Origin of the sequence: Rathayibacter festucae DSM 15932 (assembly GCF_004011135.1) — a bacterium.
Lineage (GTDB): Bacteria > Actinomycetota > Actinomycetes > Actinomycetales > Microbacteriaceae > Rathayibacter > Rathayibacter festucae.
In genome coordinates, this window is sequence record NZ_CP028137.1 from 2,107,394 (window position 1) to 2,119,618 (window position 12,225).

Below are 12,225 nucleotides of genomic sequence, written 5' to 3' on the forward strand. Positions count from 1 at the left end.
CGGAGGAGAGCGGCCCGTTCTGAAGAAGATCGCGGTGTCATCGAGACCCCGCGCTCGACCCGGTGAAGGGAGGAGCGGAGGGGACTATCGACGCAGGCCGAGACGCTCGATCAGCGAGCGGTAGCGGCTGATGTCCACGTCCGACAGGTAGCCGAGGAGTCGACGGCGCTGACCCACGAGCAGCAGCAGACCACGACGCGAGTGGTGGTCGTGCTTGTGCTCCTTGAGGTGCTCGGTGAGGTCCTTGATCCGCTTGGTCAGGACGGCCACCTGCACCTCGGGGGATCCGGTGTCACCGGGGTGGGTCGCGTACTCTTCGATGATCGCCTTCTTGACGTCTGCTTCGAGTGCCATGAATGGGATCCCCTCTCTCTCGTTGCGCGGTGCCCGGCGCCTGATGCGTGGGCTCTCTTGATCCGCGGCCGTCTGACGGCAACCTGAGGAGCCTACCAGAGCGCAGGGGCCGGTGGTCGAGCGGATCGGGAGCCGGCCGGCGGGGACCGGTGGTCAGGCGCCGACGGCCCGGTTCCAGAGCTCGACGAGCCACGGCGAGACGAGCAGCTCCCAGAACAGGACGACGAGCACGTTCAGCACGACGCCGATCCAGCCGGCGATCGCCGGACGGCCCTCGCGGCGTCGCGCGCGGATCGAGGAGACGCCGAGCAGCACGCCGGCGAGCAGGAGCGCGTGGATGATCGCGGTGTAGAGGACGCCGACGAGCAGGTCGCTGACGGCCTGGTCGCCCGGGTAGGCGCCGAGGGAGATGATCGCGTACCAGACGAAGAACGCGATCGGGACGACGACGATCGCGAGGAGGATCGAGGCCGTCGCGGCGCCGTAGCGACGACGGAGCGCGGCGAAGCGGCCCCCCGAGGCCGCAGCGCTCGAGCTCGCGGTGCGGGTCCGGGGGCGCGGAGCGGGGGCGGCGGCGCGGCGCGCGGGGGCGGCGCCGGCGACGCGCGACGCGGTGGTGCGCGGGCGTCGGGGCGCGCCGTCGGATGACGTGCTCATGCTCCCCACCCTACGGGCTCCGTCCTGACGGCCCCGTGCGGCGGATCGCCGCGCAGCATCACCGCGCACTACCGCCGTGCAGCACCACCGCCGTCGCCTCCGCACGGTCCCTGCGGGCAGGCACGAGAATGGAGCGGGTGAGCCAGCCCCCCTCCGCGCCCCGGCGCAGCCACGTCGTCGACCTCTCCCCCCTCCGCGAGTCCCCCGCCTTCGCCCGTCTCTGGGCGGGCAACGTGATCTCGGGCATCGGCGGGCAGATGACGATCGTCGCCGTCGGCCTGCACATCTACGAGCTGACCGGCTCGACGCTCGCCGTCGCGATGGTCGGCGTGGTGGCGCTGGTGCCGACCGTGATCGCCGGGCTCTATGGCGGCATGCTCGCGGACGCCTTCGACCGGCGGCTGGTGCTGCTGCTATCCGCGATCGTCGCCTGGGGCTCGACCGCGGCGATCGCGGCGCTCGCCTGGTTCGGTGCGGAGACTCCGCTGACGCTCTACGCCCTGACGGCGGTCAACGCCGTGGCGACGACCATCATCGGCGCGACCCGGATGACGGTGGCGCCGCGGCTGCTGCGGCTCGAGCTGGTGCCGGCGGCGGCGGCGCTCGGCGGTATCGCGGGCGGCGTGGAGGTGACGGTCGGGCCGGCTCTCGCGGGCGTGCTGGTCGCCTCCTCCGGCTTCGCGGTGACCTACACGATCGACGTGGTGCTCTTCCTCGCGGCGTTCCTCGGCATCGCCGGGCTGCCCGCGCTGGTGCCCGAGGGCGAGCGGCAGCGGCCGGGGCTGGAGTCGCTGCGCTACGGGCTGCGGTTCCTGCGCGGGGCGCCGAACATCCGGCTGTCCTTCCTCGTCGACATCGTGGCGATGACGTTCGGGCAGCCGCGGGTCGTCTTCCCGGCGGCGGCCGCGCTGCTGCTGGGCGGCGGGGCGGTGACCGTCGGCTTCCTCACCGCGGCGTACGCGGTCGGGGCGCTGCTGAGCAGCGTCTTCTCCGGGCGGCTGACCGGGGTGCGGAGCCAGGGGCTCGCGATCGGCCGGTCGATCCAGGCCTACGGAGTGCTGATCGTCGGCTTCGGCGCGGTGCTGCTGGTGGCGGAACTGACGGCGCACGACGCCTCGGAGCCGAACCTCGGCCTGATCGCCGCGGCCTCGGTCGCGCTCGCAGGAGCCGGTGCGGCCGACAACGTCAGCTCGATCTTCCGGCAGACGATGCTGCAGACCGCGGTGCCCGACAACATGCGGGGGCGGCTGCAGGGCGTCTTCATCGTGGTGGTGACGGGCGGACCGCGGGTCGGCGACCTCTACACGGGGCTGCTCGCCTCGCTCGCGCTGCTCTGGCTGCCGCCGCTGGCCGGCGGCCTCGCGATCGTCCTGATCCTGGCGGCGGTGCTGCGGCTCAGCCCGGGCTTCCGGCGCTACGACGCGCTGCACCCGGTGGCCTGACCGCGCCGCGCCCCGATCGGGGCGGGCGGCGCGGTCGAGGGATCACTCCCCGGCGTAGGCGCCGGCGGCGTTGCCGTCGGTGAGGTCGTCGGAGACCTCGCCGCTGTCGTCGTCGCGTCCCTCGACGCGGACGGGGCGGTAGACGTGGAAACCGTCGATCTCGCCGTCGAGCTCCCAGACGACCTCGACCTCCTCGCCGTCGATGTCGGCGAGGCGGGTGAGGGAGCGCTGCGGGGAGCCGTCGATGAGTTCGAGGCGGATGCTCTCCTGCTCCGCGCCGCTGTCGAGCATGGCCGTGTACGTGGTGGTGTCCATCCCTCGACGCTAGCCAGGCGGTCGACGCACTCGCCACCCCTTGCGGCGTCCGTGCTTCCGCGTAGCGTCGGCAGCATGACCGACACCACCATCACCCCCGCCACGGACGACGACCGCGCTCAGATCACCGAGATCGTGAAGAGCGCGAAGATCGGACTCCTCACCACCGTCAACGAGACCGGGCAGCTCGTCAGCCGGCCGCTCGCCGCGCAGGACGTCGACTTCGACGGCGACCTCTGGTTCTTCACCCAGGACCCGTCGGCGAAGGTCGACGACATCCGGGTCAACCCGAGCGTCAACGTCGCCTTCGAGTCGAAGAAGGGCTACCTGTCGGTGGCCGGCTCGGCGACCGTCGTGCACGACCCCGCCAAGGTGGACGAGCTGTGGTCGCCCTCGATCTCGGCCTGGTTCCCCGACGGCAAGGACGACCCGAGCGTCGCGCTGCTGCGCGTCTCGGCCGAGACCGTCGAGCTCTGGGTGACCGACTCCCCCGCCCCCGTCGTGCTCTTCAAGGTCGCCAAGGCGGCCGTGACCGGCGGCCAGCCCGACATCGGCGAGAACCGCACCGTCTCCTTCGAGTAGCCGCGGCTCCTTCCCCTCCGCGAGATGCCACTTGTGCACGCTTTTCACGGCGTGTCGCGTGCGCAAGTGGCATCTCGCGGAGGGGGGCAGCGCTCAGGGGCCGCCGAAGCGCTCGGTGCGGACTCGGGCGGGGTCGTGGCCCTGGGCGACCAGGGCTGTGGCGACGGCCTCGACGAAGGCGGTGGGGCCGCAGACGTAGACCGTCGGCTCCTCGGAGGCGGGGATCGCCAGCGCGGCCAGCAGCTCGGGCGTGAGCCGGCCCGCGGGACGGGCGGCATCGGGCGGGGCGACGCGGGTGTACACGAGCTCGGTCTCGACGCCGCCGCGGTCGGCGGGCAGCTCGCCGAGTGCGCGCAGGTCGTCGCGGTAGTAGGCGAAGACGCTGGAGCGCACGGAGTAGAGCAGGCGCATCGGGGCGACGCTCCCGATGCGGCCGTGCTCGCGGGCCATCGCCATCAGCGGGACCAGTCCGCTGCCGCCGGCGATCAGCTGCACCGGCTCGGTCTGCTCGGGACGCCAGACGAACCAGCCGCCGATCGGACCGCGCACCTCCAGGCGGTCACCCGCCTCCAGGCCCTCGACCAGGTACGGCGAGACCTCGCCGTCGTCGAGGCGCTCGACGGCCAGCTCGACGCGCTCGCCGTCGGAGGGCGCGCCGATGGAGTAGGAGCGGCTGGCCTGGTAGCCGTCGGGTGCGGTGAGCCGCACGTCGAGGTGCTGCCCGGCGAGGTGCCCGGGCCAGCCCGGCACGCGGAGCACGATCAGGCGCGAGGTCGGAGTGAGCGGCAGGACCGACTCGGTCACCGCCTCCGTCCAGATCACCAGTAGCGCTCCTCCTTCCAGGGATCGCCGTGCATGTGGTAGCCGTTCTGCTCCCAGAAGCCGGGCTCGTCGCCGGGCATCAGGCGGAGGCTGCGGACCCACTTCGCGCTCTTCCAGAGGTAGAGGTGCGGCACGAGCAGCCGGGCCGGGCCGCCGTGCTCGGCCGCGAGCGGCGCGCCCTCGAACTCGGTCGCGATCCAGGCCTTGCCGTCGCGGATCTCGGAGAGCGGCAGGTTGGTCGTGTAGCCGCCGTAGCTCTGCGCCATCACGAAGCCGGCGTCGCTCTCGATGCCGTCGAGCAGGAGGTCGACCGAGACGCCGCGCCAGTTCGTGGCGAGCTTGGACCAGCGCGTGACGCAGTGGAGGTCGGTGTGGATGTCCTCGCGGGGCAGCGCGGCGAACTCGTCCGCCGTCCAGCGGCGCACTCCGGCGGGGCCGGCGTCGATCGAGAAGGCCCACTCGTGGATGTTCGGGGTCGGCCCGATCGAGAGGACGGGGAAGCCCTTCTCCAGGTACTGGCCCGGCGGGATGTCCGGGTTCTGCTCGCGCTTGCCGAAGAAGCCCCGCGTGATGATGCCCATGTCCGCCTCAAGTCCTCGGGTGCGCCCCGGTCCGTGGATGCCGCTCGTCGCTCGCCAGGCTAGCGCGCGGCGCCCCGCTACCGCATCGGGCCGCGAGCGGCGAGCCCGCGACCGTGTCGGGGGTGGGTGCGAGGATCGGGCCATGAGCAGAACAGTCGTGCCGCCGTATCTCCTCGTCCGCATCGCCCGACTCGACGACCCGGCGTTCGCCCGGGCCGCGCGGGCGGCCAGCCGCTCCCTGGAGCAGGACGTGCCCTTCCGCCGCGTCCGCCCGGGCGAGCCCTCCCCCGGGCGCTCGACCGCCACCGCGTCGCCCGTCCCCCGCGCCGAGCGGGTCGCCGCCCTGCAGCGCACGATCTCCGACGCGAAGTCGACCGAGACCCTGCCCGGCACCGTCGTGCGCACCGAGGGTGCTCCCGCCACCGGCGACGCCGCGGCCGACGAGGCCTACGACGGTCTCGGCGCGATGTCCGAGTTCCTCCAGCAGGCCTTCGGCCGCGACTCCATCGACGACGCCTGGCTGCCGCTGGACGCCACGGTGCACTTCGGCGAGGACTACGACAACGCCTTCTGGGACGGCTCGCGGATGGTCTTCGGCGACGGCGACGGGCAGGTCTTCCGCCGCTTCACGGTCTCGCAGAGCGTGATCGGCCACGAGCTGGCGCACGGGATCACGGAGTACACCGCGAACCTCGTCTACCGGGGGCAGTCCGGAGCGTTGAACGAGTCCATCTCGGACGTCTTCGGCGCGATGCTCGAGCAGTTCGGCGCCGGGCAGGGCGCGGCGGACGCGAGCTGGCTGATCGGCGAGGGCCTCTTCACCGACGAGGTGCAGGGCACCGCGCTGCGCTCGATGATCGCGCCGGGCACCGCCTACGACGACGACGTGCTCGGCAAGGACCCGCAGCCCGGCTCGATGGCCGACTACGTCGACACCGAGGACGACAACGGCGGCGTGCACATCAACTCCGGCATCCCCAACCGCGCCTTCGCGGTGGCGGCGATCGAGCTCGGCGGTCCCTCGTGGGAGCGCGCGGGGCAGGTCTGGTACGACGTGCTGACCGGCGGCGTGCTGACGGCGACGGCGGACTTCGAGGGCTTCGCCGCCCTCACCGTGGCCGCGGCGGCCGAGCGCTTCGGCGCCGGCTCCGACGTCGAGGCGGCGGTCCGCGCCGGCTGGACGACGGTGGGGGTCGCGCTGCCGGAGTAGCCGGCTCCCCCTGCCGGTCGAGCAGCCGGCGCAGCCGCCTCCTCCTGCTGGTCGAGTAGCCCGCAGGGCCTCCCCATACTGGTCAGTAGCCCCGCAGGGCCTCCCCATGCTGGTCGAGTAGCCCCGCAGGGGCGTATCGAGACCCACCACCGTCAGCAGTCCGGTCTGCAGACTCGCCTCTCGGCGGTAGTGGATCTCGATACGCCCGCTGCGCGGGCTACTCGATCAGCATGGGGTGCCCGACGCGCAGACCACACGCGCAGCATGGGCGCAGCATGGGCGCCCGCTGGGCGGACCACTCGATCAGCATGGGCGTCCACTGCGCGGACCACGCGGGCAGCACGGGGCGCCAGATGCGCGGGCTGCTCGATCGGCACAGGTTGCCCGGTGCGCGGGGTGCTCGACCAGCATGCTGTGGGGGCGGGCGCGTACGATCGCGGCCATGGATGTGATCGTGTCGCGCAGTGGCGGCTTCGCCGGGCTCCGCCGGGTCTGGCGGATCAATGTGGATGCGCAGCCGGATGAGCGCGCGTGGCACGACCTGCTCGGCTCGCTCGACTGGGACGACCGGCCGCGCGCCGCGACGACCCCCGCCGGGCGGCCCGACCGGTTCGTCTACGAGATCCGAGTGCAGACGCATACTGTGCGGCTCGGCGAGACGGAGCTCGACGGGGCCTGGCGCGAGCTGGTCGATCGGGTGAAGAGGGCGCAGCCGCGCTGAGGGGCGGCGGCGGGGAACGACGAAGGCGCAGGCCCCGGTGAACGGGGGCTGCGCCTTCGGTGCTTGCGGTGTGGGTCTCGATACGCCCCTACGGGGCTACTCGACCAGCATGGTCGACCCCTGCGGGGCTACTCGACCAGCGGGCTACTTGGTGCCGAGGAGGTCGATCACGAAGATGAGGGTCTTGCCGGAGAGGGGGTGGCCTCCGCCGGCGGGGCCGTAGGCGAGGGCGGGCGGGCAGACCAGCTTGCGACGGCCGCCGACCTTCATGCCGGGGATGCCCTGCTGCCAGGCGCGGATGAGGTTGTTGAGGGGGAAGTTGATCGACTGGTTGCGGCTCCAGGAGGAGTCGAACTCCTCGCCGGTGTCGTACTCGACGCCGAGGTAGTGCACGTCGACGGTGGAGCCGGGCTGGGCCTCGGCGCCGTCGCCGATGACGAGGTCCTCGACGACGAGGGTGTCGGGGGCCGGGCCGTCGGGGGCGTCGAGCTCGGGCTTGGTCAGGTTCTCGCTGCTCATGCTCTCCATCCTAGGAGGGACGCCCTGGACGCTCGATCCCCGCCGGCCGCCACTCCGACCGGCTCACTCGACCAGCGTGAGGCGCTGGGTCGGCCGGGTCATCGCGACGTACAGCGAGGCGGCGCCGCGCTCCTCCGCCGCGATCAGCCGCGGCCGGGCGATCACGACGGAGTCGAACTCGAGCCCCTTCGCATCGGCCGTCGAGAGCACGGCGACCGGACGGTCGAGTCCCCGGGAGCCGCGGCCGACCTCGCGGCCGAGCTCCTGCTCCAGCCGCGCGGTGATCGCGTCGAGCTCGTCGTCGGGCGCGATCACGGCGAGCGTGCCGTCCCCGATCGCGCGGTCCTCCAGGACGACGGCGAGCACCCGGTCGGCGAGCACGGCGCCGCCGCGGTCGCGCACCGTGCGGACCGGCCACTCCGTGGAGCGCACCGCCTCGCCCGGGGTGATCTCGAGCCCGTTCTCGCGCGCGGTGCGCTCGGCGTAGGCGACGATCTGCGCGGGCGTGCGGTAGTTGACGGTCAGCTCCTCGAGGCGCCACGGCGCGGCCTCGCCGTCGCGGCCCTGCCGGCCGAAGGTGTCGCGGAGGGCGGCGTCCCAGCTGGACGCGGCCGAGGCGCCGGAGGCCTGGGCGACGTCGCCGACGATGGTGAAGGAGCGCATCGGGCAGCGCCGCAGCAGCACCCGCCACTGCATCGGCGAGAGCTCCTGCGCCTCGTCGACCACGACGTGCCCGTAGGTCCAGGAGCGGTCTGCCGCCGCGCGCTCGGCGGTGGCGCCGACGCTGGTGCGCTCGGCGAAGCCGGCCGCGAGGTCCTTGGCGTTGACCAGCCCGTCGACGCCCATGTTGCGGATCGCGGCCTCGGCGTTCTCGACGTCGCGGCGGCGCTGCTCCTTCTCGGCCTTCTTCTGCGCGTCGGCGTGGTCGTCGTAGGCGCCGAGGAGCTCGGCCGCCTCGTCGAGCAGCGGCACGTCCGAGACGGTGAAGGCGGCATCGCGGTCGCGGCGGAGCAGGGCGCGCTGGTCCGGGGTCCAGCGCGGGGTGAGCGAGGCGAACCAGTTCGGCCGCGCGTAGAGGTCCTGCAGCAGCTTCTCCGGGGTGAGCGGGATCCACGCGGTGTTGAGGGCGACGCGGACGTCGTACGCGGTGCGGACGTCCTCGCGGAGGACCGCCTCGTCGGCCTCGTCGACCGTGTTGCCGTGGCTGCGGAGCTGGTCGGCGAGCTGCCTGGTCAGCTGGGTGATCATCGCCTTGACGAAGGTGACGCGGGCCTCGTTGTGCGGCTTGCGCGAGTCGCGGGCGCGGGTGATCGCCCGCTCCACCTCGTGCGGCTCGAGCCGCAGCTTCTCGCCGTTGACGTCGAGGACCAGCGTCTCGGCTGGCACGGCCTGGCGCGAGCGGACGGCGCGCTTGAGCAGCTCGGCCATCCGCGCGGAGCCCTTGACCCGGGCGACCGCGGGGCGGTCCTCCTCGATCAGGTCGAGGCCCGGGTAGAGCTGGCCGAGGGTGGAGAGCACGACGCCGGTCTCGCCGAGCGAGGGCAGCACCGCCTCGATGTAGCGCAGGAAGGAGCGCGACGGCCCGACGACGAGGACACCCGAGGACGCGATCCGGTCGCGGTGCGAGTAGAGGAGGTAGGCGGCGCGGTGCAGCGCCACCGCGGTCTTGCCGGTGCCCGGGCCGCCCTGCACGACGAGCACGCCGCGCAGCTCGGAGCGGATGATGCGGTCCTGCTCGCTCTGGATGGTCGCGACGATGTCGTGCATCCGTCCCGTGCGCTGGGCGCCGAGAGCCGCCATCAGCGCGCCCTCGCCCTGGAGCGCCGTGCCCTCGCGGAGCAGCTCCTCGTCGAAGACCTCGTCCTCGAAGCGGATCACCTCGCGGCCGCGGAGGGTCAGGTGCCGGCGGGCGCGGGTGCCCATCGGGCGGGCGGCGGTGGCCTGGTAGAAGGCGGCCGACTGGGGGGCGCGCCAGTCGAGCAGCAGGGTGTCCTGCTCGTCGTCGCGGAGGCCGATGCGGCCGATGTAGCGGTGCTCGGTCTCGGCGTCGGCGAGAGTGAGCCGGCCGAAGGCGAGGCGGTCGTCGGCGCCGGAGAGCGAGCGGATGCGGTCCTCGTAGAGGCGCGCGAACGCGTCGCGCTCGGACCGGCTCTGGTGGTTGCCGCCGACGCTCTCGATCCGGACCGAGTCGAGCGCCTCCCTGGACTGCGCGATCAGCTCGTCGAGGCGGGCGTAGAGCCCCGCCACGTACGCGCGCTCGCGCGAGAGCTCGGACTCGAGGATCGTGTCGCTGTCCGTCATCGTGCGCCCTTCCCTGCCGGTTCCGCGGTCTCGGGCGGGAGGCGGATGCGCTCCGGGGACCGTCGAAAACAGGCGGTCCAGTCTAACGACCGCGCGGGTGCCGACCCGCGCGACGGGGCTTCTCGCGCCTCGCCGTGGGCGAACGGCGCCGCCCTCTTGCGGACGGCCGCCGAGAGGCGCATGCTGTCGGTCAAGAAGAGCTCGACGCCCCGTCAGAGCAGCCGGCCCTGCCGCTGCCGCAGGGCGTCGAGGTCTTTAACGGGCAGGTTCGCGCGGTCCCGTCCCCGCTCCTCCTGAGAAGCTTCTCAGTGATCCGTGCGAGCTGCTGCGATGATGAGGGCGGGAACCTCAGGGCTCTCGACCGCCTGCCCACGCACGGCCACGCCCTCGGGAGCCCGCATGACTCCGACACCCGCGCTCGCCCCGGTGCGCCGCCTGCGCTCCGTCCGGGTGCGGATCCTCGCGGCGATCCTGGTCGTCACCGCGCTCGGCCTGCTGGTCTCGGGGGGCGCGTCGTTCCTGCTGCAGCGCGACCGGATCCTCGCCTCGATCGACGAGGAGCTGCGCCAGCAGGTCGAGAGCGTGCGAACGATCGTGGAGTCCCCCGCCGAGGCGACTCGGATCGAGCCGGACGAGTCGCCGCTCACCGCGGCTCCCACGGACGGCTCCGGGTTCACCGACATCGACGCCCTGCTGCGGACCGTCCTCGGGCAGGTGCTGCCGCGGCTGGACGGGAGCACCGTGGGCCTGGTCGACGGAATCGCCCGCTGGGAGCCGCAGCCCTACGCCCTCAGCTTCCTGCTCGACGACGACCCCGACTTCCTCGCCCGCGTGTCGGGAGAGACGGCGGCGGGAGCGACGGTGCTCGGCTGGGGCGAGACGGAGGACGGGACGCTCCGCTACGCCGCTGTGCCCCTGCGCGTCGAGGGCTCGGACGCGGCCGGGGTGTACGTGACGGCGGTCGACACCGATGCTCGGCTCTCCGACCTCGCGGACGTGTCGCGGAGCTACGCCGTGATCGCCGCGCTGGCGCTCGCGGCGACGGGACTCGTGGGCTGGTTCGTCGCGGGTCGCCTGCTCTCCCCGATCCGCGAGCTGCGGCGCACCGCGTCCCGGATCACCGCGACCGATCTCGGCGAGCGGATCCCGGTCGGCGGAGACGACGACGTCTCCGACCTGACCCGCACCGTGAACGACATGATCGGGCGGCTCGAGGGCTCGTTCGACGCACAGCGGCGGCTGCTGGCGGACGTGCGCCACGAGCTGGGCACGCCGATCACGATCGTCCGGGGCCACCTCGAGCTCGTCGACGCCCGCGACCCCTGCGACGTCGAGGCCACTCGCGCCATAGCGCTCGACGAGCTGGACCGGATGGGGCACCTGCTGGAGGACATCGCCGAGCTGTCGGAGGCCGAGCGCGAGGACCGCGTCCCGCTGCAGCCGGTCGACGTCGGCGAGCTCACCCGGCGGGTGCTGGCGAAGGTCGCGGTGATCCCCGGACGCGACTGGCGGGCAGGGCCCGTGGCCGAGGTGCAGGTGAACGCGGATCCGGCGCGGCTCACCCAGGCCTGGCTGCAGCTGGCCGACAACGCCGCGAAGTACAGCCCGGAGGGCTCGGCGGTCGTGCTCGGCAGCGAGCGGCGCGGCGACCGGGTCGAGCTGTTCGTCACCGACGAGGGACCCGGGATCCCGGCCGCGGCGCGCGAGCGGATCTTCGAGCGCTTCGGCCGCGTCGACGACGGTCGCGGCATCCGCGGCTCCGGGCTCGGCCTCGCGATCGTCTCCGCGATCGCCCGCGCGCACGGCGGCCGGGTCGAGCTCGACTCCGTCCCCGGCCGCGGCACCCGCTTCGCGCTCTCGCTCCCCCTCGAGCGGCGCTCCCCCGCCGACGACGAATCGACCGACGTTCCCCCGAGAGGACGAGCACAGTGAGCACCATCCTCATCGCCGAGGACGAGGAGCGCATCGCCGCCTTCGTCGAGAAGGGCCTGCGCTCGGCCGGCTACACGACGACCCGGGCGGCGCGCGGCGACGACGCGCTCGCGTATCTGCGCAACGGCGGGTTCGACCTCGTGCTGCTGGACGTCGGCCTGCCCGGCATGGACGGCTTCGCCGTGCTGCGCACGCTGCGGGCGGAGGGGGCGACACTGCCGGTGATCATGCTGACGGCGCGCAGCTCCGTCGGCGACACGGTCGAGGGGCTCGACCTCGGCGCGAACGACTACCTCGCCAAGCCGTTCCGCTTCGACGAGCTGCTCGCGCGGATCCGGGTGCGGCTGCGCGACGCAGCGGCGGGCTCGGGTCCGGCCGAGGACGACGGCCTGCTCGTGCACGGCGGAGTGACCCTCGATCTGCGCTCTCGCCGGGCGACGGTCGAGGGCAGCACGCTCGACCTCTCGGCGCGGGAGTTCGCGCTGGCGGAGGAGTTCCTCCGCCACCCGGAGCAGGTGCTCAGCCGGGAGCAGCTGCTGAGCCGGGTCTGGGGGTTCGACTTCGATCCGGGCTCGAACGTCGTCGACGTCTACGTGCGGTATCTGCGCGGCAAGATCGGGGCCGAGCGGATCGAGACGGTGCGCGGCATGGGCTACCGGATGGTGGGCTGAGGCGGAGCGGTCCTCCACCGGCGCCGAGCGGTACCGGGACGGGCACCGTCCTCAGTCGTCCGTGTCGTCGTCGATGTCGTCGTCCGGGTCGTCGGTGTCCTCGTCGTCGCCGTCGTCG

General features: G+C 73.2%; 13 protein-coding genes. 6 read left to right on the forward strand and 7 right to left on the reverse strand.

Annotated features, from left to right (window positions below; translation table 11 throughout):
• Window positions 1–84: 84 nt before the first annotated feature.
• Together rpsO and C1I64_RS20045 are read right to left on the reverse strand one after the other, a co-directional pair.
• Entirely contained in the window at window positions 85–354 is a 270-nt protein-coding gene (rpsO, locus tag C1I64_RS09880) for a 30S ribosomal protein S15 (RefSeq protein WP_123447896.1), read from the reverse strand.
• Between the two features lie 153 nt (window positions 355–507).
• Window positions 508–1,011, reverse strand: a complete 504-nt coding sequence (locus tag C1I64_RS20045) for a hypothetical protein (protein ID WP_159422391.1) — start codon at window positions 1,009–1,011, stop codon at window positions 508–510.
• A 128-nt stretch (window positions 1,012–1,139) separates the two neighbouring features.
• Between C1I64_RS20045 and C1I64_RS09890 the strand changes: the two genes are divergently transcribed.
• Window positions 1,140–2,453, forward strand: a complete 1,314-nt coding sequence (locus C1I64_RS09890) for an MFS transporter (RefSeq protein ID WP_127887076.1) — start codon at window positions 1,140–1,142, stop codon at window positions 2,451–2,453.
• 42 nt (window positions 2,454–2,495) lie between these two features.
• On the opposite strand, the gene C1I64_RS09895 is transcribed toward C1I64_RS09890, so the two are convergent.
• Window positions 2,496–2,768 carry a hypothetical protein gene (locus tag C1I64_RS09895; RefSeq protein WP_127887077.1) on the reverse strand — a complete coding sequence of 91 codons (273 nt, stop codon included), beginning with the start codon at window positions 2,766–2,768 and terminating at the stop codon, window positions 2,496–2,498.
• Window positions 2,769–2,843: 75 nt separating this feature from the next.
• Between C1I64_RS09895 and C1I64_RS09900 the strand changes: the two genes are divergently transcribed.
• Window positions 2,844–3,350 (forward strand): pyridoxamine 5'-phosphate oxidase family protein, encoded by a 507-nt coding sequence (locus C1I64_RS09900; RefSeq protein ID WP_127887078.1) that lies wholly within the window; start codon window positions 2,844–2,846, stop codon window positions 3,348–3,350.
• Window positions 3,351–3,443: 93 nt separating this feature from the next.
• Here the strand turns inward: C1I64_RS09900 and C1I64_RS09905 are convergent, their stop codons facing one another.
• The gene (locus C1I64_RS09905) at window positions 3,444–4,172 is read right to left on the reverse strand and encodes a ferredoxin reductase (RefSeq protein ID WP_341867827.1); all 729 of its coding nucleotides are present in this window, start codon (window positions 4,170–4,172) and stop codon (window positions 3,444–3,446) included.
• Window positions 4,169–4,753, reverse strand: coding sequence for a molybdopterin-dependent oxidoreductase (locus C1I64_RS09910; protein ID WP_123447901.1), 585 nt, complete (start codon window positions 4,751–4,753; stop codon window positions 4,169–4,171). Before C1I64_RS09910 ends, C1I64_RS09905 begins: the two co-directional genes overlap by 4 nt.
• 142 nt (window positions 4,754–4,895) lie before the next feature.
• On the opposite strand from C1I64_RS09910, the gene C1I64_RS09915 reads away from it, so the two are divergent.
• The gene (locus C1I64_RS09915) at window positions 4,896–5,963 is read left to right on the forward strand and encodes a M4 family metallopeptidase (protein WP_127887079.1); all 1,068 of its coding nucleotides are present in this window, start codon (window positions 4,896–4,898) and stop codon (window positions 5,961–5,963) included.
• A 442-nt stretch (window positions 5,964–6,405) separates the two neighbouring features.
• The gene (locus C1I64_RS09920) at window positions 6,406–6,684 is read left to right on the forward strand and encodes a protealysin inhibitor emfourin (RefSeq protein ID WP_127887080.1); all 279 of its coding nucleotides are present in this window, start codon (window positions 6,406–6,408) and stop codon (window positions 6,682–6,684) included.
• A gap of 144 nt (window positions 6,685–6,828) precedes the next feature.
• Here the strand turns inward: C1I64_RS09920 and C1I64_RS09925 are convergent, their stop codons facing one another.
• Together C1I64_RS09925 and C1I64_RS09930 are read right to left on the reverse strand one after the other, a co-directional pair.
• Window positions 6,829–7,203, reverse strand: coding sequence for an FKBP-type peptidyl-prolyl cis-trans isomerase (locus C1I64_RS09925; RefSeq protein WP_056042273.1), 375 nt, complete (start codon window positions 7,201–7,203; stop codon window positions 6,829–6,831).
• A 63-nt stretch (window positions 7,204–7,266) separates the two neighbouring features.
• A complete protein-coding gene (locus C1I64_RS09930; protein ID WP_127887081.1) occupies window positions 7,267–9,504 on the reverse strand; it encodes a HelD family protein in 2,238 nt (745 codons plus the stop codon).
• A gap of 399 nt (window positions 9,505–9,903) precedes the next feature.
• Between C1I64_RS09930 and C1I64_RS09935 the strand changes: the two genes are divergently transcribed.
• On the forward strand, window positions 9,904–11,436 hold the full coding sequence (locus tag C1I64_RS09935; RefSeq protein ID WP_164874503.1) for a sensor histidine kinase: 1,533 nt from the start codon (window positions 9,904–9,906) through the stop codon (window positions 11,434–11,436).
• On the forward strand, window positions 11,433–12,107 hold the full coding sequence (locus C1I64_RS09940; protein WP_127887083.1) for a response regulator transcription factor: 675 nt from the start codon (window positions 11,433–11,435) through the stop codon (window positions 12,105–12,107). The genes C1I64_RS09935 and C1I64_RS09940 overlap by 4 nt, the downstream gene beginning before the upstream one ends.
• The last annotated feature ends 118 nt before the right edge of the window (window positions 12,108–12,225 follow it).

Coding starts and splice junctions, on each gene's coding strand:
- C1I64_RS09910 (WP_123447901.1), bottom strand. CDS start 4,753: ATGGGCATCATCACGCGGGGCTTCTTCGGCAAGCGCGAGCAGAACCCG.
- C1I64_RS09890 (WP_127887076.1), top strand. CDS start 1,140: ATGGAGCGGGTGAGCCAGCCCCCCTCCGCGCCCCGGCGCAGCCACGTC.
- C1I64_RS09920 (WP_127887080.1), top strand. CDS start 6,406: ATGGATGTGATCGTGTCGCGCAGTGGCGGCTTCGCCGGGCTCCGCCGG.
- C1I64_RS09930 (WP_127887081.1), bottom strand. CDS start 9,504: ATGACGGACAGCGACACGATCCTCGAGTCCGAGCTCTCGCGCGAGCGC.
- C1I64_RS09935 (WP_164874503.1), top strand. CDS start 9,904: ATGACTCCGACACCCGCGCTCGCCCCGGTGCGCCGCCTGCGCTCCGTC.
- C1I64_RS09925 (WP_056042273.1), bottom strand. CDS start 7,203: ATGAGCAGCGAGAACCTGACCAAGCCCGAGCTCGACGCCCCCGACGGC.
- C1I64_RS09915 (WP_127887079.1), top strand. CDS start 4,896: ATGAGCAGAACAGTCGTGCCGCCGTATCTCCTCGTCCGCATCGCCCGA.
- C1I64_RS20045 (WP_159422391.1), bottom strand. CDS start 1,011: ATGAGCACGTCATCCGACGGCGCGCCCCGACGCCCGCGCACCACCGCG.
- C1I64_RS09900 (WP_127887078.1), top strand. CDS start 2,844: ATGACCGACACCACCATCACCCCCGCCACGGACGACGACCGCGCTCAG.
- C1I64_RS09895 (WP_127887077.1), bottom strand. CDS start 2,768: ATGGACACCACCACGTACACGGCCATGCTCGACAGCGGCGCGGAGCAG.
- rpsO (WP_123447896.1), bottom strand. CDS start 354: ATGGCACTCGAAGCAGACGTCAAGAAGGCGATCATCGAAGAGTACGCG.